Annotated in this window: 20 protein-coding genes and 3 tRNA genes; 3 read left to right on the forward strand and 20 right to left on the reverse strand. The window is 42.6% G+C overall.

The genetic code is table 11. From position 1 onward, the window contains the following. Positions 1–49 precede the first annotated feature (49 nt). Positions 50–1360 (forward strand): DNA polymerase IV, encoded by a 1311-nt coding sequence (gene dinB, locus HXT29_RS04550; protein WP_032835315.1) that lies wholly within the window; start codon positions 50–52, stop codon positions 1358–1360. 35 nt (positions 1361–1395) lie between these two features. Here the strand turns inward: dinB and fdxA are convergent, their stop codons facing one another. From fdxA to HXT29_RS04600, 10 genes are all read right to left on the reverse strand, one after another. Beyond that, entirely contained in the window at positions 1396–1728 is a 333-nt protein-coding gene (fdxA, locus tag HXT29_RS04555; protein WP_004105541.1) for a ferredoxin, read from the reverse strand. A gap of 123 nt (positions 1729–1851) precedes the next feature. After that, positions 1852–3483 (reverse strand): APC family permease, encoded by a 1632-nt coding sequence (locus HXT29_RS04560; protein WP_064340729.1) that lies wholly within the window; start codon positions 3481–3483, stop codon positions 1852–1854. A 290-nt stretch (positions 3484–3773) separates the two neighbouring features. Continuing rightward, positions 3774–5045 carry an FAD-binding protein gene (locus HXT29_RS04565; RefSeq protein WP_101885880.1) on the reverse strand — a complete coding sequence of 424 codons (1272 nt, stop codon included), beginning with the start codon at positions 5043–5045 and terminating at the stop codon, positions 3774–3776. A 124-nt stretch (positions 5046–5169) separates the two neighbouring features. After that, positions 5170–5340 (reverse strand): 50S ribosomal protein L33, encoded by a 171-nt coding sequence (gene rpmG / locus HXT29_RS04570; RefSeq protein WP_004105548.1) that lies wholly within the window; start codon positions 5338–5340, stop codon positions 5170–5172. Positions 5341–5393: 53 nt separating this feature from the next. Beyond that, positions 5394–5467, reverse strand: a tRNA-Met gene (locus HXT29_RS04575). 4 nt (positions 5468–5471) lie between these two features. Continuing rightward, positions 5472–5543, reverse strand: a tRNA-Thr gene (locus HXT29_RS04580). 1 nt (position 5544) lies between these two features. Continuing rightward, positions 5545–5626, reverse strand: a tRNA-Tyr gene (locus tag HXT29_RS04585). Between the two features lie 111 nt (positions 5627–5737). After that, positions 5738–6835 carry a histidinol-phosphate transaminase gene (gene hisC / locus HXT29_RS04590; RefSeq protein WP_174164243.1) on the reverse strand — a complete coding sequence of 366 codons (1098 nt, stop codon included), beginning with the start codon at positions 6833–6835 and terminating at the stop codon, positions 5738–5740. 298 nt (positions 6836–7133) lie between these two features. Next, on the reverse strand, positions 7134–7427 hold the full coding sequence (gene groES, locus HXT29_RS04595; RefSeq protein WP_004114319.1) for a co-chaperone GroES: 294 nt from the start codon (positions 7425–7427) through the stop codon (positions 7134–7136). Positions 7428–7600: 173 nt separating this feature from the next. Further along, the gene (locus HXT29_RS04600) at positions 7601–8683 is read right to left on the reverse strand and encodes a hypothetical protein (RefSeq protein ID WP_422118312.1); all 1083 of its coding nucleotides are present in this window, start codon (positions 8681–8683) and stop codon (positions 7601–7603) included. 309 nt (positions 8684–8992) lie between these two features. Between HXT29_RS04600 and HXT29_RS04605 the strand changes: the two genes are divergently transcribed. Together HXT29_RS04605 and HXT29_RS04610 are read left to right on the forward strand one after the other, a co-directional pair. Then, positions 8993–9169, forward strand: a complete 177-nt coding sequence (locus HXT29_RS04605) for an FmdB family zinc ribbon protein (RefSeq protein WP_004574103.1) — start codon at positions 8993–8995, stop codon at positions 9167–9169. 112 nt (positions 9170–9281) lie between these two features. Continuing rightward, a complete protein-coding gene (locus HXT29_RS04610) occupies positions 9282–10061 on the forward strand; it encodes a hypothetical protein (protein WP_422118313.1) in 780 nt (259 codons plus the stop codon). Between the two features lie 121 nt (positions 10062–10182). Here the strand turns inward: HXT29_RS04610 and HXT29_RS04615 are convergent, their stop codons facing one another. The 10 genes from HXT29_RS04615 to pstB all read right to left on the reverse strand — a co-directional run bounded on the left by HXT29_RS04615 (position 10183) and on the right by pstB (position 24229). After that, on the reverse strand, positions 10183–10386 hold the full coding sequence (locus tag HXT29_RS04615) for a hypothetical protein (protein ID WP_004105564.1): 204 nt from the start codon (positions 10384–10386) through the stop codon (positions 10183–10185). Next, positions 10383–14141 (reverse strand): helicase, encoded by a 3759-nt coding sequence (locus HXT29_RS04620; protein WP_422118314.1) that lies wholly within the window; start codon positions 14139–14141, stop codon positions 10383–10385. The genes HXT29_RS04615 and HXT29_RS04620 overlap by 4 nt, the downstream gene beginning before the upstream one ends. Positions 14142–14158: 17 nt before the next feature. Continuing rightward, on the reverse strand, positions 14159–15499 hold the full coding sequence (locus HXT29_RS04625; RefSeq protein ID WP_422118315.1) for an FHA domain-containing protein: 1341 nt from the start codon (positions 15497–15499) through the stop codon (positions 14159–14161). Positions 15500–15938: 439 nt separating this feature from the next. Beyond that, entirely contained in the window at positions 15939–17147 is a 1209-nt protein-coding gene (locus tag HXT29_RS04630) for a hypothetical protein (RefSeq protein WP_004574108.1), read from the reverse strand. Positions 17148–17680: 533 nt separating this feature from the next. After that, positions 17681–18571, reverse strand: coding sequence for an Abi family protein (locus tag HXT29_RS04635; protein ID WP_422118316.1), 891 nt, complete (start codon positions 18569–18571; stop codon positions 17681–17683). 475 nt (positions 18572–19046) lie between these two features. Next, complete coding sequence (locus tag HXT29_RS04640; protein WP_422118317.1) at positions 19047–19814, reverse strand: hypothetical protein; 768 nt, start codon at positions 19812–19814, stop codon at positions 19047–19049. A 587-nt stretch (positions 19815–20401) separates the two neighbouring features. Further along, positions 20402–20782 (reverse strand): 50S ribosomal protein L7/L12, encoded by a 381-nt coding sequence (gene rplL / locus HXT29_RS04645; RefSeq protein WP_004105575.1) that lies wholly within the window; start codon positions 20780–20782, stop codon positions 20402–20404. A gap of 97 nt (positions 20783–20879) precedes the next feature. Beyond that, a complete protein-coding gene (gene rplJ / locus HXT29_RS04650; protein WP_004105577.1) occupies positions 20880–21401 on the reverse strand; it encodes a 50S ribosomal protein L10 in 522 nt (173 codons plus the stop codon). A gap of 391 nt (positions 21402–21792) precedes the next feature. Then, positions 21793–23196 carry an NCS2 family permease gene (locus HXT29_RS04655; RefSeq protein WP_004105579.1) on the reverse strand — a complete coding sequence of 468 codons (1404 nt, stop codon included), beginning with the start codon at positions 23194–23196 and terminating at the stop codon, positions 21793–21795. Positions 23197–23449: 253 nt separating this feature from the next. After that, positions 23450–24229, reverse strand: coding sequence for a phosphate ABC transporter ATP-binding protein PstB (pstB, locus tag HXT29_RS04660; protein WP_410294590.1), 780 nt, complete (start codon positions 24227–24229; stop codon positions 23450–23452). Between the last annotated feature and the right edge of the window lie 42 nt (positions 24230–24271).

The raw sequence follows: 24271 nt of genomic DNA on the forward strand, positions 1-24271 counted from the left end.
ATCCACAAATTTTTTCCATAAAATCGAACGTTTGTTCTATTATAAACTTATGAGTACAGCACCGAGAGTACAAGCAGCGAAACGTGATTGGGGGCACGACACCTCAGGTTGTAACATACTTCACGTCGACATGGATGCATTTTATGCTTCTTTAGAAGTTGCAAGACATCCGGAGCTTAAAGGAAAGCCGCTTATTATTGGCACAGGCAATCGTGCTGTTGTTTCTGCAGCAAGCTACGAAGCGCGCGCTTACGGCGTTAATTCCGCTATGCCCGTTGTTAAAGCTAGAAATCTTTGTCCACAAGGAGTTTTCTTGCCAGTTGACATTCCTTATTATTCAAACGTTTCCAAAAGTATTTTTGAAAATATTTTTTTGCATATTACTAATCAAGTTGAAAAAGTTTCTGTTGACGAATGCTATATGAATGTTAAATCGGCTTTATTACAGTGGAAATCGCCTGTAAATATTGGAACTTGGGTACGAAAAGAAGTATTTGAAAAGTATCATATTACATGTTCAGTTGGTATTGCTAACAATAAACTTATTGCAAAAATGGCTTCCACTAATGCAAAACCTAATGGAATGCTTCTTATTCCGCAAAAATGCAATGAAGATTTTGTATCAATAATGCCATTGCGCGCAATACCAGGAATTGGCTCATCTTTAATACATAAGCTTGAGGATTGGGGCTTATCTACTGTTACGTCGCTTAAAAATGTTGACGAAGCAACGCTTACTCGCATAACAGGTTCGCAAATCTTAGCAAGAATGATATATCAATCAGTTAGGGGCATAGACGAGCGCACTGTGACTGCACATACCCCTGAAAAATCCATTGGAAGTGAGCGAACTCTTGATACAGATACCACGGACGAGAATGCTGTTAAACAATTACTACAGCAATGCTGCAGCGAAGTAACTCAACAGTTGCGAAACAGAAAACTTATGGCACGCACTATAACGTTAAAACTACGCTTTGGCGACTTGCATTATGTTACTAGATCTTCTACTTTGCAAAACGCAACTGATTCAACACACGAGTTTTACGAGCATGTCGTTGTTTTGCTTTCTAAAGCTAATCCAATTGTGCATAATTACATTCTTGGAGGCAATAATACAAAGCTTTTAAGCCCAGTTCGTTTAGCTGGTGTTACAGCGAATAATCTTGTGCCAACAAATAAGGTTTCACTTCAGCCTTCTCTAAACGATATTCTGGAGGAAAATACTCGCGAATCTAAAAATCCTACACAAAACAGCATGTCCGCAATGAATAAAAATACTAGATTGCGTCACGCAGAACACGCTTTAGATGCCGTTCGCAAAAAATACGGCAACAACGCAGCTCATATTGGATTATGAACTCGCGCCACATTAAACAATACTTTTTCAAATGATTAATTACTTGCTTTATCTGAACGCGGAGGCAAGGCTGCAACGCGAGCTTCATCCCATCCGGAAGCTCCAGCATCTGTAGCTCCTCCCAAATCTCCGAGCTTGTCGAAATAATCAACCGCAGCATCGCGATACCACTCCCAGCCTTCTGGCAAATCATCTTCATAAAAAATAGCTTCTACTGGGCAAGCCGGTTCGCAAGCTCCACAATCCACACACTCGTTCGGGTTAATATAAAGCGTTCGATCACCTTCATAAATGCAGTCTACAGGGCATTCATCTACACACGCTTTATCTTTTACATCAACGCAAGGCTCTGCGATTACATATGGCATAATGCCCTCCTTTCTGCTTTTATGCAACTTTTCTATTATAGAACATTTTTGAAAAGTCTATAACACAAGAAGTCGGCATGCGAATATAATCGTATGCCGACTTCTTGCTAAATAAATAATTTATTAATTTTGATTATTTTGCGAGGCCGCAGCAGACGCCTCAGCTTGAACTTCTGCACGAGCCTGCTCCTCTGTTTCTCCTTCAGCTACCTTCGCTGCAGCAGCGGCATCTTGAGCAAACAAAGTTTCAACCGGAACACCGAGCTGCTTAGCTTTACGCAACTGCCTGCCAAGCAAAGAATTGCGGTAAGAGTAACCGAAGTACACCGCAAAACCAATTGCTAGCCACACTGCAAAACGAATCCACGTAAGCACAGACAAGTTAAGCATGAGCCAGAATGTAGAAAGTGCTGCAAACAGCGGAAGCCATGGATTACCAGGAACGCTAAATGAACGGTGCAAATCTGGTCTGCGCATACGCATAATCGGCACACCAGCAGAAACAAGCAGGAATGCAGAAAGCGTACCAATGTTCACCATGTCGGAAAGAATGCCAATATCGAGAGTGGAAGCAACGACTGCCACAACAATACCAGCAACAATCTGAAGTCTTGCAGGAATACCACGCTTGCTCACTTTAGAGAAGCTGCGTGGGAGCAGACCATCGCGGCTAACAGCGAAGATAATGCGCGTAAGACCAAGCAAAAGCACCATCACAACGGTTGTTAAACCAATAACAATACCGAGGGAAATAATCTTTGCAGCCCAAGTAGCACCCACAAGTTCGAAGCTTGTAGAAAGCGAAGGAGCGGCTTGCTTTGCCAAATCCTTATAGGAAACCATACCAGTTGTTACAACTGCGACGAGGATGTAAAGAACAGTAACAATAAACAATCCAAGACCAATGCCTCGTGGAATGTTCTTGTGTGGATCCTTAGTTTCTTCTGCTGTGGTTGCCACAACATCAAAACCAATAAACGCGAAGAACACGAGTGCAGCACCAGAAAGAATACCTGGAACGCCATAAACAGCTGGCTGCATGCCTGTTACCCACTGCCACAAAGGCTGTGCCATAACCCCAGAGACTTCTATTCCCTTTACACTTGCAGCGTCAGTTGCAGGTGGCACAAATGGCGTAAAGTTGGAAGCTTTAATGTAGAAGAAGCCCACAACAACCACGAACAGAACGATACCAATCTTCAAGATTGTTAAAGCGCCGTCAAAGCGTGCAGAAAGCTTAGTTCCAAGGACAAGCATAGTTGTAAAGAATGCAACGATTATAATTGGAGCAACATCAATAGTGAAACCACCTACGTTAAAACTGGTGGTCATATTCAAACCGAAAAGCTTCATTAAATCGTTAAGATAAACGCCCCAATACTTTGCAATTACTGAGCCAGCCATCAGCATTTCTAGGATCATATCCCAGCCAATAATCCAAGCAATAAGCTCACCAACTGTAGTATATGTAAACGTATAAGCAGATCCAGCAACTGGGATCATTGAAGCAAATTCTGCGTAGCACATTGCAGCAGAACCGCATACAATGCCTGCAATAATAAAGCTAATAATTACAGCAGGACCAGCATGGAATGCTGCAGCCTGAGCGCCGACAGAGAAAATACCGGCACCAACAGCGACAGCAACACCCATAACTGCCAAATCCCAAGCATTTAATGTACGTTTAAGATGGCGTTCACCATCCATAGTCTCAGCGATAGTCTGTTCAACAGACTTTTTTCTCCATATTTGCATAATAAACGCACTTTCGTTGAGGTATAGGTATAAAGGTATGCCGCAATCAGAAGCGAATTAATAAATTTGCGAAACAGTTGCGACTTCACCTATATAAAATTTCTACTTAATTTTCTTTATTTATTCCTGTAAATGTAATTAAATAAAAAATTTATATAGATAATGTAGGTAAATATTACACAAAACATTGCTTACACGGTAGTTTTACCGTGTGTTCCTTTATTATTTGTGAAAATTTAAACAATAAACTTATATATTACTGCATAAAACATATTATATTCGTAAAATTTTCAGTTTATAGAAATATTTATTACAACAGGTTCAGGAATAAGCGTTACACCAAACTTACTTTGCACACCACGGATAATAGTTTTTGCCAAATTTGCAATGTCGTCACAAGAAGCATTATTACGATTGGTAAGCGCCAAAGTATGCAATGAAGAAAGACCTGCAGGCGAAGGTTTCCCATTTTCTATAAGCCTAAAACCCTTATGGAATCCAGCATGGTCAATAAGCCAAGCTGCAGAAGTTTTTATACCATGCGATCCATCTTGCATAATTGCATCAAATTTAGGAGCATCTTCTGGCAAAGTATCGGCTTCACTAGTACTAAGTATTGGATTCATAAAGAAACTACCGCAACTATGACGATCACTGTAAATATTATCGCCCTCTAAAAATTCACCAGTAACATAGTCTTCACTTTGCAATCGCAAAGCAAATTCAACACCTTCAGCACACTTTGTACCACGCATCCACAGCTTATCGTAACGAGAAGCATCCTCAAGCATGCCTTTAGAAGCACGAACGCGCAAAACTTCACGACGTATTGCTGCTGTTTGCATGCGCTCGCCTAATTCTACGTGCAAAGCATTAGCTAATTGCGAATGAGAAACAACGCCGGTTGAATTATGCTTCAAACAAAAAGTAACAGACAGTACAACGTAACGAGGAGTGGGAAAATACGAGTCCGCAGGGACTCCTACTGAAGAGTACATGCTTTTTTTAAGCAATGAAGTGCGATACCCAAAATTTAAAGCATCCTTTTGCAACTCCATAGTTGATTTTGTTTCGCGATCCCAAACTTCTACGGAAGTAACACTTTGAGATACTTCTTGACCATAAGCGCCAATATTTTGTACAACAGAAGCCCCAACAGTGCCAGGTATGCCAGAAAGACCTTCTACACCCTCTAAGCCAAGAGAAATCGTATGTGAAACAAAATCATCCCAATTACAACCAGCTTCAGCATTGATATGCACTAAATGAGCACCACTTTGCAAATCAATGCCATCTTCTGAAGGTGCTGCTTCATCAAGCACATGAATATCACGTCTAGCATCTCGCACAACAACGCCGTTGAAATCCTCATCGCTAACAAGCATATTAGAGCCGCCACCGATAACACATAAAGGCAAACCAGCTTCATCAGCATCTTCTACCGCTTCAATAACAGCAACGCGACTTTTTGGCTCTATAAAACGCGCAATTTTGCCACCTACGCCAACAGTTGTTATATCTGCAAATGATGGATTATTTACTAAAGATGCTTGCATACTCATGGTTTAAATATTAACAGCAATAAATAACAAAAACCCCGCATTAAGCGGGGTAATAAGAATAAAATCTGCGCAACTAGCAACAAGCTTAAACAAGCCGAAATCGTGAGCGCAGGAAGCTGAAAATTCAGCGAGTCTCGCGATGAAGCGTATGCTTGCCGCAGCGTGGGCAGAACTTGTTCAACTCAAGACGATCAGGCGTATTGCGACGATTCTTCGTCGTGATGTAATTACGCTCTTTGCACTCCGTGCATGCCATCGTAATGCCCGGACGGATGTCGGCGCTCTTGCTTGCCATTTCGTTCACCTCTACAATTCATTATTGGCCAGCCAGTCTCCTACTGGCCGTTGTAGCGAGGAAGAGACTCGAACTCTTGACCTTACGATTATGAGTCGTACGCTCTAGCCAGCTGAGCTACCCCGCCAGAGAGCCTCGAGTGAGAATCGGACTCACGACCTCTTCCTTACCAAGGAAGTGCTCTACCACTGAGCTATCGAGGCGTGGCGGGTAGTGGATTCGAACCACTGAAGCACGAAGCGGCTGATTTACAGTCAGCTCCCTTTGACCACTTGGGAAACCCGCCAGCAGTCTCCGTAAGAAGTGAACTTCAAACGGCAACTTTGTTATTTTGCCACGAAATCGCGACTAATGCAAGATTAAGACACGCCGAAAGCAAAACTTTTATGCAAAAAAGCTAGTTATTTAGCGAAAAACCCTCTTTTTTTAAATTTTCGCAAACTGTCAAAACTCTGTCATTAGCCTCGCGCTCGCCGATACTAATGCGAATACCTTCACCAGCAAAAGCGCGAACAGACAATCCTGCAGCAATAAAATGTTCTGTTACTTTCTCAGTATCTGCCCCAAATGGCATCCAGAAGAAGTTTGCGTACGCATCCTCAATATTCCAGCCTTGCCCGCGTAAAGCTTCAACAATGCGCTCGCGCTCAGCAACAAGAGATGCAACACGAGTACTCATCTCCTTGCTTGCGTCATCTTCCAAAGAAGCCAAAGCTGCGACCTGCGCTATTTGAGACACACCAAATGGCACAGCAACTTTACGCATACCGTCTACGACTTCAGCCGGAGCAATACCATAACCAATGCGCAAACCTGCCAATCCATAAGCCTTGGAGAACGTTTGAGCAACAACTACATTTGGATACTCATGGTACAGCTTTATGCCATTTGCAGTGCCTTTTGCTGTGTTAAACTGCACATAAGCTTCGTCAATAAGTACAAGAACGTCGCTTGGCACAGCATCTAACACCTTGCGAGCTTCCTTCTCGCTAAGTGAAGCAGAAGTTGGATTATTAGGATTATTCAAAATAATCAAACGCGTGCGATCGTTAATAGCTGCAATCATAGCGTCAACATCGTGAGAACCATCGGCACGATTAGGAATCTGAACGCTTGTAGCACCAGCTCCCGTTACAATAATCGGGTAAGCTTCAAAGCTTCTCCAAGGATATATGACCTCATCTCCCGGACCTGCAACCAAGTCAACAAGCTGCGTAATAACTTCCGTAGAGCCGCAACCAAGCACTACTTCGTCTGCAGTCACACCAAAACGCTTAGCAAGTTCTTCAACAACTTCTGTGCCACGCATATTAGGATAACGGTTTATTACATTAAGCGCGCGATTTGAGATTGCTTCTTTTACGCTTTGCAAAGGCTCATAAGGATTTTCGTTACTAGAAATCTTATACGCACGAATGCCGTCCAATTTAGGAGCTGGCTTACCCTGCTTGTAGCTAGGAATTGTATCTACAATATTGCGGTGTTTGTATGTCATACTTCTCCATCATACTCTACACATACCTTAACTGTGCAATAGCGAAAATCCGACTAAAATTGCGCAAGCATGTAAAGAAACTGCCGCTTTATCGCCTTAATCCGACCAAAACTTTACAGCCATGTAAACTTTCTGCCGTTTCCAAGCCAAAATCCAACCAAAACCTTACAACCGCGTAAAGTTTCTGCCGGCTATCCAAATATTTCACGGCACATTCTTACGTACCGCAATAAAAAACGCTGGGAATAACGTTTCCGTCATTTCCAGCGTAAGTTTTATTGTTTCAACCAGCTAAATACTAGCCAAGAATCGCAAGCACATCACGAGAAGACACGATTAAGTAGTCCTCACCTTCGTAATGCACTTCAGTTCCACCGTACTTGGAATAAAGAACCTTGTCTCCAACCTTAACATCCATAGGAATGCGCTCGCCCTTATCGTCACGACGACCAGGACCTACGGCAAGAACTTCACCCTGCTGTGGCTTTTCCTTGGCATTATCTGGAATATACAAGCCAGAAGCAGTCTGAGTTTCCGCTTGAGCTTGCTTAACAATAATCTTATCCTCCAACGGTGTGAGCTTAATCGACACTGTTGCCACCCCTTTCATAAGAGATATTAATTTCGTACGCAAGAAACAATCCGACGAGGCTGACGATCACGTCCGCAACCGCACTTACGCTCTGTGCCTCATAATAGCGCGAATTTAGCACTCTAACAACTCGAGTGCTAATCTTTTAAGAAAATTTTTAGAAAACTCTTAAATCAGGCATTGCGACGAGCAAGAACATCATGCAAATTTGCCACACCAAGTGAGTCTTCAGAACTTTCTGGAGCATCCACTTCGCTTACTTTTTCTTTTTCGTGGAACTGAGAAGAGTTTGCAGCAACAAAATTAGTAGCGGCAGCAGCACTATCAGCGTTAGCAACTGGTACAGCTTTAACTACTTGCTTAGTTGATTTAATTTCCAAACTTTCTGGAGTACGAGATGCCAAATTAGCATTACTTGAATCAGACTTAGTTTGTGAATCAAGCGAGAACGAAATTAAATCTTGATTAGACTGATAGTTTTGCTCCGAAGCCACAGAAGCGTTAGAAGAATCGTATGCGTCTTTATTTTCCGCTTCAACGATATTAGATTCTTTAGATTCAGATTCTTCTTTATACGAACGCTCACGCAACGCTGCATTGCGCTCTTGCTCCGCACGATGTAACGCAACACGAATTTCGCTCTGCTCCATAACCGAAGTTTCAGTATTGTCACGAGATGCGCCATTTCGAACAGGCACTACAGTCTGAGATACAGAATACTCAGCACTGTCGTTTTGAGAAATCGCATCACTACTGTTGATTTCTCCATTAAAATCAGAATCAGATGCAGAAGAATAATCTTTCAACTGACGTATAACAGCACTATTGCGGCGTTCACATAATTCATCATCGGCTTTGCGTTTCGAAGCAGCGCGCATTGTTGCAATACGCGCCTCCCAAGCACGAGCATGCTTAGAAGCACGAGCTCCAAAATAAAGCACTACTGCCAACATAGCTCCAGGAATAAGAGCAAAAACTGGAGAAAATATACCAGAGCATCCTGCTAAGAATACGACAAAAGTCAAGACAGCAAGCGCAACTACCAACACACAACGACGGCGTATCGCAGCACGCCTAGCAGCGCGAATGCGCGCAATATATTCAGGAGTTAATGTTCGTTTTTGTTGTGTCGGTTGCATACAAGCCCCTTTTGCCAACATACTAGTACCGTCGCAAATACGCGTAGTACTCCACTCACCTACAAGATGAAGTGTTGGTGAAAACCTATCCTCGCGATGTTCAAGCATAGACTTCATGCCGTTAACCGTGCGTTTAGGCAACCACCCGAACCATAAGGCTACGAGGATGACTAATACGAGTACCGCACTCACCGATTCATAACCCATAACTATTAATATAAGGAAGTCATAGGATGTGTAGCAACATAAACATTTCGGCGTGTCGCCAAAATGTGGGATTATTGCGCGCACCATCACACAATATGCTGTGCCGCAATCATTCACTAAGCAAATTTAACACCTATAATAACTGTCATAGTATGTACTAGGATATGTGGAGGAACAGTAAGTTTCTACTTACGTGCTCGTGTAACTTCGGAGGGACTTTTGCCTACTTATCATTATCGTTGCAAGCAATGCGGATACGATTTTTCAGAACATCAATCATTTTCAGATGACCCTATTACCATTTGCCCTCAGTGCGGGAAAGATGCAGTGCACAAAGTGTACTCCGCTCCTCCAATCAACTTTAAAGGCAAAGGCTTTTATCGAACCGATAAATGATTTTGTAAAATTATAAATATTAATTATTGTTTAAATATTGCGCGCTAATAGGTTTTATCCACAGTGCGCAATTTTTCTTGCTCTTGCATTTTTTATATTTCAAAATGCAAGTATGAGCATAAATTTTTCTTTATTTAAATCTCAAAATAACGCAAAAAATAGTGCGTTATTGCAGCGAAGGCAACGCGCTTTCGTGCGGAAAATCATTATTGTGCTATGTGCTGGAATGATGGCTTTACTCGTCGTGTCAACTATTATTGATTCACAAGAAACTCAAGTCATAGCAGTAGCTAAACACAATATTCAGCAAGGTTCACGCGTTAGCGTAAACGATATTGCATACGTTCGAGTGCCTAAGCATAAAGTATTTAATCAAGCGCTATCCAATAATATAAGCGCGAATGCTTCTATTATTGCAACATGCGAAATACGTAAAGGCATGCCAATTTTGCAAACACTATTAAGTAAAATTCCGCGCATTCCAAAAGGATTCACTTCTATTACCATTCATTTAGCTAGTGCAGATCACACGCTGCTTCCTGGCGAAAAAATCGATTTAGCTTTTAGCAAGCCGGTACAAGATGAAGAAATTTCTAACTCCCAAAATGCAGAAATCCACAACAGCGAAAAATCCAAAAGCAACACTGTGACAAATAACGATAAAAACAAAAACCACGATATTGAAGAAAACAATATTGCAGAAATTGACGAACGCTATGTTAGCGTAGTTCATAATGTTATGGTGATGCAAATAAGTCAAAGCACTCAAGCTTCACAAAATCAGCAGAATACTACCACTCTTGCTATGCCTGCTGCAGATGCATTGCGATTATTACAAGCTCAGTCTGCAAACCCCTCTTTGGCAATTGTTGCCATGAAATTGTCACAATGAGATTGCCGTCATGGAATACGTACACGATTAGTAGAAATCAGCGGTAATTACTAGCAATTAACGATAATAGCCAGTCAGCAACAAGAATAAATCATTCTGCTACTTCTCGCGTATTTCAAGCTCAACTCATACGCTCGGAAAACACCGCCCAGTGAGGCGGCAATTCGCTTAAAATACGATTATCGTCGTCTTGATTACGCTGTTGCAAAGTAAGCTCGTCAGAAGGCTCGAGTTTAACACCATCGGCATCAAAAAGCTCTGAGCCTTCACGAACAACCCTAACTGACCTGCGGGGAGATCTTCTATTGGGATCGTATTTACTCATTCGTTGTCACCATACAATTCCCCAAGACGAGAAACAACACGATCAACCTCTTTTTCAGGATTGACAAAAGCTCCAACGCTCCACACTGTCATAACTGACCAGCCCAAGGATTCCAAATCCTGAATAATCATGCGATGACGTTCACGAGTTGATTGCACGCTCATAAATTGTGCATCATCCGTAAGCACAGCAACAGCAAATGGCTTATCAGCAAGTCCAACTACTAGAGGAATTCTAACGCCATTATCGAAGCCATAGTTGACTGCAACTTTTAATCCACGCGAGCGAATACGCTCAGCTAAATCAGTAAATAGCACATTCCTTTGCGCAGCTTCTGCAGCAATTTGCGCTTCAACATCGTTAGCATCTTCTGGACGAAGCGGCTTATCACTTAACTTCTCAGCCCATTGCAAAAGACTCTTCAAAAGCTTTGGACCATCTTGGTGCAAACGCTCATCTTCCATATCTTTAGATGTAAACGCACTAACAATATCTAGATGACGACGAGCTAGAGCCAAAGCGTCAAGAAGCATACTGCTTCCACCTTCTTCTTCAAGCAATCCAAACTGCTGAAGAAGTCTGCCATGAGATGTTTTTGCATAGCAAAGCGACATAATTACATCTGTTGCTATTGCTCCAGAAGCTTCATTAACGCCCAAAAGTCTCACATGTCGCAAGAATCTAGCCATGTTTTCGTCTTTAATAGACAAAGACTTCAACTCCGCTCCCAAACGACTACGGAACACGTTTGTCAACGTAACTACGACAAGCACATAGCTTGAAGGAACAACCGTAAACGTATTTGCGCGCTGACGAATAAGCTCAACTACTTCATCAATTTCACGCTGGCTGCTTTCAATAAGCCCAGAAGACATTACTGGAACTCCAGTTGCTTCAATTTGATGCAAACGAACTTTGCCTTGCAAACGCTCAACAGGAACGTCGTGACGCAACTTTCCGTAACCATGTTCTTCCAAGAATCGCGCTAAACGAAGCGAGCGCCTTGTTGCTCTAGAAACTACTGTTACAGATGGGAGTAATGAAATAAGCGAACGCAAGCTTTCAGAACTTATTGTTTGCTTATGTGCTAAAACTACTACTTGATGAGCACGAGACAAAATAGATAGCAACTCAATATTTGATATATGAGATGCCGAATCAATTATTACAGTATCTGCAATAGGTCTCAATGGAGTCATCATAGTAAGAGTAGATGGCATAGCTACAAGTATTGGTTTCGCAGCCAAAACAAGTTCCGCATAATTGCGCAATAATTTATTAAAAGTAATTCCAGAACGGTTTCCGGCAAGCATAGTATGTAACTGATTAGCTTCTTGCGTATGCGAGAACAATAAATCACACAAATGCCTCATAGCTTCTTGCTGAACCATTGGACCGATTGAACGCACATGTTCTGTATCAACTTGCACGAATCGATCAGAAGCATCTTGCATTGCTGAGCCATCTTGGTGAGAAATAATTGCAGAAGAATTAACGATATCTTCAAAAACAGTAGTCCACCAAGCTAATTGCAACTCACCGTCAATTGCATTACCTGTAACGTTGCGACGACGCAAATCGCTGACTAAATCAGATAAGCCCGCTTTGCTGAACTCGCGTTCCAAATTGCAACGACCAGGGAGAGTATCTAGAGATGCTCTGTCGTCATGTAAATCTTGCAAACGAGCTTCGAGCTGCGCAAATTCAATATTTTCAAGATCTGCGCCCTTAAGAGTTGTTGCTAACACTGCATCAAGAGCAACTAAATGCCTTGCTAATAATTCTTGAGTATTTACAATATCATCCAATTTTGGCGGCAAAACAGGCCATCCGCCGTGAGGCACGAAAGTACGCCACTGAGCTGCTTGCTGCGCAACAATCTTTAATGCCTCATGCAAATCATCGACTTTAGCTCCAACTCTTAGCAAGCTGCGCGCTTCTCGAACATGATGTCTACGTTCCCAGAAGCCCATAATTGTGCCTTCGGCTTTACGCTGAGCTTTCGGCTTACTCGCTTCAATCATTGCATCTAAATCGCGCTCAAAAATTTCAGGCTGGAATACGTCAAGTACACGTCGCAAATTTTTGAGAACTGTAACTTGACGACTCCACTCACGAGCTGTTGTTGGCACAGGGAAACCACAGCTTTGCACAGTGCTTTTAACTTGTTCTCGAGTTGCTGGAAGAAGCTTAAGAAGCACGTCTACAACACGCTGATATACAGATATAGCTTCATTTTCGTCAAATATCGACGCGCCAAACCAAGGAGTATCTTCAGGATTTATCCTAAACTCTCCAAGTTCATCGGCTTGGTGGAATTTCTTCGACCACTCCTCAATATGACCGGTCATAGCGTGCGCTGCGGCAACATCTAAACGCACATGCGTAGACGGATGGGTTGGGAACATTGCAATTGCTGCAAGATTCTGGATTGTTTGATATGCAGATACTCCCCAAGTTTCGTTGATACCATGAAGATCACCTAAATAACGAGTAAGGCGAGAACGCACTCCAACCAACTCATCTGCAACCTGCTCAAATCGTGAAGTCGCAATACTATGTCTAGCGCCAACTGCTGCAATCAACTGCGCATCGACATGCTTAGCAATATGACCATCCGCAACGTCTAATGCTAATGAGGAAATTTCATGCGTATTCAACGTGTAACGGAAACGCCTCTGCTGTTCAACAACATTAGGCACATACAACACAGAACGTCCTGCAATTACAGAACGAGAAGCAATCGCAGCAGCAATCGCAGCTGAATCCGATCCCGAATCAATATCCACGAACAGAGAGTTTCCAGAAGCAACAAGCTCCGCTGCATAACGCACAACGTTATCTACTTCACCAACTTCGCATTCGCTATGAGGATCTGCGTCGAAAGGACTATATTCTGGCTTATTTGCAGACTGAAGCTTATGAATAGCTCGATCATCGCCAGCCATAGCGTCAATCATTGCATTCCCAACATTGCCAGATTGCAAAGCGTTAATAATTTGTTCACTTTCTGCTACGAAACGCGAACCAGCATCTGTGAAGCAGCCAAGTATAATATCACGCTCAATATCAAAATCTGGAAAAGCTGAGCGAGCTTGCTTACAAATAGCATCAAACACTACAGAAGTTTCTGGCGTTCCACTTTCATATTGAGATCCGTCGAATAAAACATCTTCCCTAAGTTGAACACCACGCTCACTTAAACGCGACACAAGCGAATTGTTCAGCCCAACACTTCCAGAGAAATAAATAGTGGCGGAGGTTTCATCTTGATTAGTGTCACGAACAACTTTCACAGGATACGTAAGAACAGGCACATGGTTGCCATTCCACGATGCAACACCGACTATTAAAGAAAGCTCGGAAACACCACTTTCGTGCGCTTTTGCGTCTCTATCTTCAAAAACTCGATCTAGCCTTCGCCCAGCAGCTCGCAACATTCCAGCGTCCCGGAATAAAGATTTTAATGTTACTTTTCCGCTTGCAAAAAGTTGCGCAATTCCGGAAGGATGAGCATGCGTCAACTCTAATTGAGCAGCAAGTTGCGTTATATCTTCTAGTGGAGAAGGAGATAGCTGAGCCTGATATTGCTGCTTCCACTCAACTATATGTTGTAAAGCGTTAGTACGAGCGCTGTTCGTATTATTAGAGCCAGATTCTTCTAAAGAACCATCCTCTGACGTAGTATTTTCAACTACTGCATCAGTAAAAACTTGCTCTGACGAATCCTGCTCCACGTTGTTTGTATCACTCATATTCCCACCCTACTTGCTTACTGTTCAATAGCTTTGCGATATGCACTATAACCGCTGTTTCTAGCTAGTGCAGCATCTACTTCAGAATTACCTTGAGCTGCGAGCCACGCGTACAAGTCATCGTATAACCCAGTGTTTGCAGCCAAGAACGGAAGCAACTGCGAATATTGCGCCATCTCAAATTGCTTTGAAAAATCACTACTTTCTTCAGCTTCTTTTGACGTGAATCCGCCGGCTTCCACTACATTTTCTTGAGAGTCAAATTCGCCTTTTGATACTTTTTCAAATACGGAGCCTGGCTCAAATGCAGGTGTGTACTCCGCATCAGAATTGTTAATATCGAGATTATTAGAGTCGAGACTTGTAGTACCGAGATTTGTAGAGCCAAAACTGTTAATATCGAGATTATTAGAACCTGTATTTGCACTATTAAAAGCTGAAGTATTGACAATATTTTCAGCAAAAGTTTCAGTTGATTTTAATGGAGATACTGGAAATTCTTGAGAACTTTCGTTTTGCAATACATTTGTTTCCGAATTAACTGGCGTAACCGAAGAAACCTGAGCAACCGAATCAGCTTGATCAACTGCAGAAACCGAATCAACTGCAGAAACCACAGAATCTTGTTGAGAAGGTTCTTCTTTAGTCGCACTTTCTTGCTGAATTGCTTGCGCATCTGCAAATAAATTACGCGGCTCTACAGGAGCCTCCTGCTGCTCTCGCATAACAGGCAAAGTTACATCATGATTGATTGGAGCAACATCTGTTTGCGAATCATCATTGAGCTGAGTTTGATTTTGCATGCCTTGTTTCCAAGACAACCCAGGATGCGAAACTGATTGAGCATGGAAAACACCTGTTGGCTCACCAGCGCGCAAATCAAGAATTTGGTCTACCGATAAATCTGAAGCTGCAGGCTCATCATGCGATTCATCTGTAGCATAAGAGAACAGATTACGCACTGCGTTATCTTTTTCAACTTCAGCAGATTCTTCTTCTACACGCACAAAATCAACAGGAACATCACCGAATTGCATGCGCATTAAGTTATCTGGAAGCTGAAAATCAACATCAGGCTCTAGACGCAGCAAATCACCATTTTCGCTGACTAAATACGTACCGTTAGTTGAATGCAAATCTCGTATTGTTGCCACGCCTCGCATGTCTACAATTAGCAGCGCATGCCTCTTTGACATAGAACGTTTGTTATCTACTATGTCGACGCGCGCGAAACCATCTTCACGCAACGGGCGTATAGGCTTTCGACCAATCTCTACAGACTGACCTGCACCCACACGTGCCTGCTCGACACCACCAACTGTAATCATCCAGCGCTGCACGGTTTGTCGCTCACTCACGTGATCTGCTCCCTTCAAAAAACATACTACCTACTATTGTGTCATGCTTTGTGTATATTGCGCTAGTATTTGTTGATTTTAAGCATAAAAATAACAAAAGGCTCGGAAGAAACTCCCGAGCCTCGAAACTTGCGATATTGCCAACCGTCCCTAGCGGAAAGCAACAACGCAAAGCGCTCAGCATTAATCGGTTAACGAAGCCTGAATCAATAGTAAAAAAGGAAATTTGGCAAACCATATCAACAAGCAAACGCAAACCAAGTAATTGCTGTATAAAACTAAAAGATCTACACAGCGTGCCAAGCACAAAATTTTTATAAAAGCACTTAGTCTAGCGCACCTTTTAGCACACTAGACTAAGTAATTCACAGTAAAACCGACTCAGCAATCAACCAATAAGCTAAAGCCCAAATGATTCATCGCTGAATCAGCTTTTAGCTTAGTGACGGATCTTGCGAAGAGCAGCACCCATGCCAGCAAGCACAGAAGCAGCAACAGCAGCCATAGCTACAGCAGCACCAGTCTTAGCTAAACCAGCAGCAGCGGCACCATTAGCACCAGCGGCAGCACCGTTAGCATTGTTGTTCTGCTGAGCAGAAGCCTTGGTATCCTTACCCTTCTGACCCTGCTTAGCAGCAGCCTGAACTTCCTTACCAAACTTACCGCTCATAGCAGAAGCATAAGCATGCTTCAAACCAGGAACAGCTGGGAATGTTGGAGCCAAAGGATCAGAAGTCACAACTGGTGGCAACAAAGATGGGTTCACACCGGCAGCAACAGCCTCATTGTAAACAGCCTTGTAAAGAGCCAAAGCCTCATTATAAGCCTTTACAGCAGCCTTGGCAGCAGCCAAAGCAGCATTATAGTCGGCAGTAGCCTTGTCAAGAGCATTCATTGCACGGACAAGATGAGCCTTAGCGCGGTCCACAGCATCACGCAAACGAGTCTCGGTAGCAGAATCATTCGTACCAGAAGTCAAGAATGCATTGAGCTTTTCCTGAGCATCATTGAAAGCATTCACGCGTGCATTGAACTCAGCAAGAGCAGCAACCAAAGCCTTATAAGCATCATTGAACTTATTCTTAGCAACAGCAAGTTCATCATCCTTATTGTCCAAGTTCATCTTAGCAAGACGAACCTTGTTAATAAGAGCCCTCTTAATCTGATCCTCAGTTGGATCTGGGTTAGAGCAGTTATTAACGTTGTCCAAAGCCTTGAGATACTTGGCATGAGCATTATTAGCATCAGTCACCTTAGCATCGTAGGTTGCCTTGTCTTCAACATACTTGTTCTTCAGATTTACATATGTCTGAGCAGCTGCAGCATCTTCTGGCTTGGTGCCATTAGGAAGAGGAGTCTTCATCTTAAGCTTGCCAGCATTGCCATCAGCTTCGTACAAAGCCTTAACTTCAGCCTTAGTTGGCTCTTGTGGCTCTTGTGGAACAGCTGGAATAGCAGCCTTAGCAGTATTGTACTCATCAAGAGCTAGAGCAGCGATAGACTCATTCTTGCTCTTAAGATTCCATTCTTCCCTATTTACTGGGCAATCTGGAACGTTAACATTAGCCATTGCTGGGGCAGCAAAAGCGAAACCGGAGAGGAGGGTGGCGCCAGCAGCGAATGCGGCGATAGCCTTCTTATTCAACATAATATTTTCCTTTCTTCTTCTCCTTCGTGCTAGGTACACGAAGAAAAATTTGCTGTGTAACTCCAACCGGAGCCACACACGCCCGTCAAACTAGGACTGACCGGCGTTTGCTATTAACATACCCCCCCCCCCCGTTCGAAAAAGTCAAGAGCCAACACACAACTCATTAACAAAAAACATTTATATTTTTACGGAAATATTTCAGTCAAACTATTTTTAAAAGTAAAAAATACAGTATTACGCATTATTTTTCGTAAAAATGTCAATTTCAAGGTTTTTAAAGATTTTTCTCAGAAAACTCTCAGGAAACTCTTGAATACTCCCCCAACCAGCCGCAAAACCGTTGCAAAACCGCCATTCCCCCGCGACACGCCAACAACCCACTTTTACATGACGCGCGCGGCAGTTCCTCTACGTTCATACAAAAACAATACCGCTTCTTGGCCTATAACCCAGCAAATAAAAAAAAATCGGGCGACGCATAAATGCATCGCCCGCAAAACTTTCGTTTTCAAATCGTATCTAATAAATTACTATGATGGCTGTACATTATATACAATCTCTTTACAAAAAGTATACATCTGTTGCACTGATGTAGATGACTTATACAAGTCCCTATTACTAATCATCCTACCGTCAAACAATTCTTTGATTTCCTGTAAACAATGATTCTTCAAATCCTCACTTTTTATAACATCATCCACCGCAATAAGCAGCGAAATAAAATCTTGCACACAGTTATTTTTTAATCGGTTTTGAATAGTCCTTTTTCTTATATCAGGCAATAATTCAACAAGTCTAGAAGCTAAATAACTATTGTAAAAACCATCTTTATTCGTTAAATCATGAATAATACAATTGCTATGAGCGGCAGCATTTCGTATATTCCTTATGCTATCCAACAATGTACAATTAAATTCATTATATTCATACTTTGAACAGTAATACTTATAAAAATTAACAAATTCTCCAAATGGAATCACTTCCAGAAAAACATATATAGGATACTTGGGGTGAGTATATTTACCCAATATAGTCTTTACATACGCAGTAGAACGTCTGTTATTAAGCTCTGTTATAATGCGTGGATACTTTGCGATATATTCACTTACTATACTGAATTCATCAATATTTTTTTCTTGTATATTTTTTAATATATTAACTTTTAAAGAATGTTCCACGCTAAGACTTGCACTAATAATCCAACGTCGTAAATACATATCAATAGTAGATAAATCTTTTAGAGCCATAAAATCAAGACCCACATATTTACCATTATGCTTATGAAAATTGGTTTTATAGGCAGTGACCTTAACATAATAATTATGCTCATTCAAAAATGAAATAACATCCTTAATTGTACATTTTTGAAAAGTAACACCCTTACCTTTTAGCTTATCTATAAGTTGCTCTGTCTGTAACATGAAACACCACCTATCCATAAGCAAAATAATCTAAATAACTAAGAAAACTATTTATTTTCCTTTAATGATTCAAGTATAAGAAAGAATAGGAAAAGCAAAAAGAGTAAGTGCCTAAGTAGATAGGTAGGTAAGCAAGTAAGTAAATAAGTACGTAAATACAAAGAAAAGGGCTCGGAGAATAAGTACCAAATAAAAGCACTAAACCCAAGCCCTTAATAAACTGGCCTATCTCCCTAAAAATAAACCAGCCTTACACTCAACAGTTACACTCACAAGCCACACCACAATCCCACTGTCAAGAAAGAGATCTGGCAAAACAGTAAAATTATGAAACAGCCTACAAGCAACTCGCCGCAAAACACTGAACAGTATTTACGGCACGTTGAGTGAAAGATTTAACAAGTGAGCGTACCACACTTACATACAGCACGCTCACAAATCATTAAACAATCAACACACTTAATGTGCTAACAGCTTAGTGACGGATCTTGCGAAGAGCAGCACCCATGCCAGCAAGCACGGAAGCAGCAACAGCAGCCAAAGCTACAGCAGCACCGGTCTTAGCCAATGGAGCAGCAGCAACTGGGGTCTTAGCAGCAGCCTTCTTATCAGACTTCTTATCAGACTTCTTAACATCAGCCTTCTTGCCACCAAGATTGTTCAAGAACTTAGCAAAGCGTTCCTTACTTTCCTTGTAAGCCTTCTCAGCTTTAGCAAGCTCATCCTTGGCTTCCTTCTCATTCTTAGTAGCAGCAGAAATACTATCTAAGAATGGAACATTAGTGTAGTAAGCCTTACGCAAAGCAGCAGCAGCTTCATGTTCACCTTCAGCGTCAAGATAATCAGCCTGAGCCAACATATCAGCCCACTTAGCCTTCAAAGCATTCAAAGCAGCAGTAGCTTCATTAGCCTTGGACCTAGCTGCTGAAACCTCTGCAGCACCACGACCATTCAAGGTGCCCAAAGAACCATTTACAATGTCTCCCTTTTCGGAACCGTTAAGGAAGTTGTCAAAAGCCTTGGACTTATCGAGATTATCTAAAACTGCCTTATTTTCCTTAGCTTTGTTCTCTTCAACTTTTTTAGCCAACTCAGCTGCATTAGCCTTTTCCTGCTTCTTAGCATTCTCAATAGCTGTTTGAGGTAAATTCGCACTATCAGCCATTGCTGGGGCAGCAAAAGCGAAACCGGAGAGGAGGGTGGCGCCAGCAGCAAATGCGGCGATAGCCTTCTTATTCAACATAATAATTTCCTTTCTTCTTCTCCTTCGTGCTAGGTACACGAAGAAAAATTTGCTGTGCAACTCCAAACGGAGCCACACACGCCCGTCAAACTAGGACCGACCGGCGTTTGCTATTAACATACCCCCCCCCGTTCGAAAAAGTCAAGAGCCAACACACAACTCATTAACAAAAAACATTCATATTTTTATAAAAATATTTCAGTCAAACTATTTTCAAGAATAAAAAATACAGTATTATGCGTTATTTTTCGTAAAAATGTCAATTTCAAGGTTTTTAAAGATTTTTCTCAGAAAACTCTCAGGAAACTCTTGAATACTCCCCCAACCAGCCGCAAAACCGTTGCAATATAGCCACTCTTGTGCGACACGCCGACAACCCGCTTCTCGCGTATCGCACGCGGCAAAAACTTTACAGCGGTGTAAATAAAAGGTCGTTTGCGTGCGAAATAGCGGCAAAAACTTTACGCGCGAGTAAAGAAAAGGTTGGGACGCAACAAAAAAGGCGGCAGGAATAATCCTACCGCCTAATTTTCACTATGCACACACGCATAAAACTGCGTTACGCGCAAAGCAACAAAAAGTTAGAACTACTTAAGTTCAACGGAAGCGCCAGCCTCTTCGAGGGCAGCCTTAGCCTTCTCAGCATCTTCCTTCTTAGCCTTCTCGAGAACAGCCTTTGGAGCGCCGTCCACGAGAGCCTTAGCTTCAGCCAAGCCGAGGCTGGTCAAAGCACGCACAGCCTTGATGACTGCAATCTTCTTATCGCCAGCAGCGGTGAGAACGACGTCAAACTCGTCCTTCTCTTCCTCAGCAGCACCAGCAGCAGCTGGAGCAGCAGCAACAGCGGCTACAGGAGCAGCAGCTTCGACATCAAACTTATCTTCGAATGCCTTGACGAACTCAGAGAGCTCAACGAGGGTCATTTCACCGAAAGCTTCAAGAAGCTCTTCGTTAGTGAGCTTAGCCATAATTGGCTTCCTTTCTTACTTGGCCGGGCATACTTTATGCCTTACGACCATAACATTTTTATATTTGGTTGGTCTCATGCAGCAAGCTGCAAGGGAATCAAGCGGCCTTTTCCTGCTTCTCGCGCAAAGCGTCGATTGTACGAACTGCCTTGGTTGGCAATGCGTTGAACAGGCAAGCGGCCTTGGACATGGTGCCCTTGAGCGCGCCGGCCATTTCGGAAAGCAACTGTGGGCGCGACTTCAAGTCGGCGAGCTGCTTTGCACCTTCGGCATCGTAAACGGTTCCATCTGCGAAACCGCCCTTAATGACGAGGGCTTTATTCTCTTTGGCAAAATCACGCAAGGTCTTAGCAGCCTCAATGAAATCACCCTTAACGAAGGTGACTGCAGTTGGGCCGGCGAGAAGCTCGTCGAGACCTTCAATGCCCGCTTCCTTAGCAGCAATACGAGCAAGCGTGTTCTTAGCCACAGAGTAGGAAGTATCGCGGCCTAGCTTTTCGCGCAGAGTAGAAATCTGCGGAACGGTAAGCCCGCGGTACTCGGTGAGGTAGATAGCGTCTGCATTACGGAAAAGTTCCGTAAGCTCGGCAACTACCGCTTCCTTTTCGGGCCTCTTCATGGCGTTCCTTCCTAAATTGGCCGTAGGTGAAAGAAACGCATCAAGCTTAATTAAACAGGGCAATAAAAAAAGCCCTGCGCACTGGCAGAGCAACATAAGAAGCACTAAAGCGTGCTAAATTTTCGACTCATAACGAGATCCGCTATAAATCCTCGCTCAACCTGTGCTGGCATGACACATCAATTTCAGGAATCTCGCGATCCCACCAACGGTCTGTGGTTTACGTTGGGTAATTTTAATACGCTGTTAGGACAATGTCAAGAGAAATATTATAGAAATAAAAAAGAGGGCATGTAATTTACATACCCTCTAATTTTTTAATTTTTACTTTTATATTTTTTGTTTCACAAGTTCACTACTTGTAAAATGCACCCTTACATTAAATGCACATTTACAGCACAGCATTAGCAACAAAATCAAGTAAGAACAGCAAAGAAACAATCCAAAGCATTGGATGAACTTCTTTAGCACGCTTCTTGCAAGTCATCACCAAGCAGTACATGATAAAGCCGGCGGCGATACCATAAGAAATGTTGTAAGAGAATGCCATGAACACTGCAGCGAAGAATGCAGGAATTGCCTCAGAAATATCATCCCAAGCAATTTCCTTCAAAGAGCTTGCCATCATGCAACCAACAACCACAAGCACACCGGCAGTTGCAGCAGCAGGAACAGCGGAAACTACAGGAGCAAGCACTATAGAAAGCGCGAAGCAAATAGACACAACTACGGAAGTCAAACCGGTACGACCACCAGCACCAATACCTGCAGCAGACTCTACATAAGTAGTGGTATTAGAAGTACCGAAAATTGCACCAACAGAAGTTGCGATGGAATCAGCGAACAAAGCGCGATCCATCTTGGAACTAAAACCGGATCCGTTTTCAAGAGCTTTTTCGTCAGCCTCAGAGAAGATACCTGTACGACGACCAGTGCCAATGAAGGTACCCAAGGTGTCGAAAGTATCAGACATTGAGAATGCAAAAATCGTTATCAAAACAAGCGGAACACGCGAAGGGTCTGCAAACAGCGTTGAGAAGCCTTTGTCGCTAAATATTGCGCAGAAAGTAGTTGGCAAATTATTAAAAGCTTCTGAAACTGAAACAGAATTGCTCATGGTTGTAAGTCCCATTGGAATACCGATTAATGCAGTAACAACAATGGAAATAAGCAAAGATCCACGAACATTCAACACAGTAAGCACGATTGCCAAAAGCAATCCAATGAGGAACAACCACAATACTGGGTTCTTTAAAACAGCAAGACCTGGAATTGCAGGAGCTGCACCAAAATGAGACGCAACTTTTGCAGCTTTGTCATCCTTTGGAGTGAACTTAATCAAATCAACGTTCACCATGCCAACATAAGCCACAAATAAACCAATGCCACCGCCGATTGCGTGTTGTAACGAAGTCGGGATGGCACGAATAATCATTTTACGAATTTTAGTAACGGTAATAATAATGTTAATTAAACCGCATAAGAACACCATGCACATTGCATGCTGCCAACTAAAGCCTAAGCCTTTTACGACTGTGAACGTAAAGAATGCATTTAAGCCCATACCAGCAGCCTGAGCATAAGGCACGTTAGCAAATAAGCCCATAACAAGCGTGCCAATAATAGCAGCAATAATTGTTGCTAAGAACACGCCACCCCATGGCATACCAGTTTCTTTTAATACATTTGGATTTACGATGATAATGTACGACATTGCGAAGAATGTAGTGAGACCTGCAGTGATCTCCGTTGATACATTCGTGCCGTTTTCTTTGAGATGGAAGAACTTTTCCATAAACTCTCTGTTCCTTGGTTTACAAGCGCAAAAGACCAGAAAAGCGCGGCGAAAGCACTTGAGCAATCGCGTACGCAATTACATTTGGGCATTCACGCAGAGGTTACTGCGACTCGTCGAATGAACGAAGGCATCACAAAATCTCACATAAAATTATGAAAATTGCGAAACCTTTGAACAACCGAACAGCTCTGACCTTACGCGCACGTGCTGACCAAGGAAATACACCGAAATCAAAAAAGTATATAACAAATCAGCCAAAACGACCGGAAATATAACGCTCAGCTTCAGCGTTGCGCGGATTGTTGAACATAGTAGTCGTGTCTGCGAAGTATTCCAGATGACCTGGTTTCCCGACAGCTTTCAAATTAAAGAATGCAGTGTAGTCTGCAACACGCGCAGCCTGTTGCATATTATGCGTCACGATCACAATCGTGTAATCGTTTTTAAGCTCATTAATCAAATCTTCTACAGCCAACGTAGAAATAGGGTCAAGAGCTGAGCAAGGCTCATCCATAAGTAAAACTTGCGGATGCACAGCCACAGCCCTAGCAATGCAAAGTCGCTGCTGCTGACCGCCAGAAAGACCAATACCCGGCTTATCTAAGCGATCCTTAACTTCATTCCACAAGTTCGCGCCTCGCAAAGCCCACTCAATTAAATCGTCAGCATCACTCTTAGCAATTTTACGATTATTCAAACGAACTCCAGCAAGCACGTTTTCGCGAATAGACATTGTTGGGAAAGGATTTGGGCGCTGGAAAACCATGCCAACATCGCGGCGGACAGCCACAGGATCCACATCTTTGCCATATAAATCGCGGCCTTCAAGAAGCACCTGTCCTTCTACTCGCGCGCCCGGAGTGATTTCGTGCATGCGGTCTAAGGTGCGCAAAACTGTTGATTTTCCACATCCGGAAGGTCCGATAAAAGCCGTCACTTTATTTGGCTCAATATTAATATTCACATCTTCTACAGCAAGAAAATCGCCATAATAAATATTCAGATGCTTCACATCAATTCGCTGACCCATTTTATGCTCACTTTCTAAAAATTTAATTCGTTTTGCTTTGCT

The sequence above is a fragment of the Gardnerella sp. DNF00550 genome (assembly GCF_049262685.1).
Classification (GTDB): domain Bacteria; phylum Actinomycetota; class Actinomycetes; order Actinomycetales; family Bifidobacteriaceae; genus Bifidobacterium; species Bifidobacterium leopoldii.

Excerpts from the sequence above, each read along its gene's own strand:
- dinB (WP_032835315.1), top strand. The coding sequence starts at position 50 with ATGAGTACAGCACCGAGAGTACAAGCAGCGAAACGTGATTGGGGGCAC.
- fdxA (WP_004105541.1), bottom strand. The coding sequence starts at position 1,728 with ATGCCATATGTAATCGCAGAGCCTTGCGTTGATGTAAAAGATAAAGCG.
- HXT29_RS04560 (WP_064340729.1), bottom strand. The coding sequence starts at position 3,483 with ATGCAAATATGGAGAAAAAAGTCTGTTGAACAGACTATCGCTGAGACT.
- HXT29_RS04565 (WP_101885880.1), bottom strand. The coding sequence starts at position 5,045 with ATGAGTATGCAAGCATCTTTAGTAAATAATCCATCATTTGCAGATATA.
- rpmG (WP_004105548.1), bottom strand. The coding sequence starts at position 5,340 with ATGGCAAGCAAGAGCGCCGACATCCGTCCGGGCATTACGATGGCATGC.
- hisC (WP_174164243.1), bottom strand. The coding sequence starts at position 6,835 with ATGACATACAAACACCGCAATATTGTAGATACAATTCCTAGCTACAAG.
- HXT29_RS04600 (WP_422118312.1), bottom strand. The coding sequence starts at position 8,683 with ATGAAGTCTATGCTTGAACATCGCGAGGATAGGTTTTCACCAACACTT.
- HXT29_RS04610 (WP_422118313.1), top strand. The coding sequence starts at position 9,282 with ATGAGCATAAATTTTTCTTTATTTAAATCTCAAAATAACGCAAAAAAT.
- HXT29_RS04615 (WP_004105564.1), bottom strand. The coding sequence starts at position 10,386 with ATGAGTAAATACGATCCCAATAGAAGATCTCCCCGCAGGTCAGTTAGG.
- HXT29_RS04620 (WP_422118314.1), bottom strand. The coding sequence starts at position 14,141 with ATGAGTGATACAAACAACGTGGAGCAGGATTCGTCAGAGCAAGTTTTT.
- HXT29_RS04630 (WP_004574108.1), bottom strand. The coding sequence starts at position 17,147 with ATGTTGAATAAGAAGGCTATCGCCGCATTCGCTGCTGGCGCCACCCTC.
- HXT29_RS04635 (WP_422118316.1), bottom strand. The coding sequence starts at position 18,571 with ATGTTACAGACAGAGCAACTTATAGATAAGCTAAAAGGTAAGGGTGTT.
- HXT29_RS04640 (WP_422118317.1), bottom strand. The coding sequence starts at position 19,814 with ATGTTGAATAAGAAGGCTATCGCCGCATTTGCTGCTGGCGCCACCCTC.
- rplL (WP_004105575.1), bottom strand. The coding sequence starts at position 20,782 with ATGGCTAAGCTCACTAACGAAGAGCTTCTTGAAGCTTTCGGTGAAATG.
- rplJ (WP_004105577.1), bottom strand. The coding sequence starts at position 21,401 with ATGAAGAGGCCCGAAAAGGAAGCGGTAGTTGCCGAGCTTACGGAACTT.
- HXT29_RS04655 (WP_004105579.1), bottom strand. The coding sequence starts at position 23,196 with ATGGAAAAGTTCTTCCATCTCAAAGAAAACGGCACGAATGTATCAACG.
- pstB (WP_410294590.1), bottom strand. The coding sequence starts at position 24,229 with ATGGGTCAGCGAATTGATGTGAAGCATCTGAATATTTATTATGGCGAT.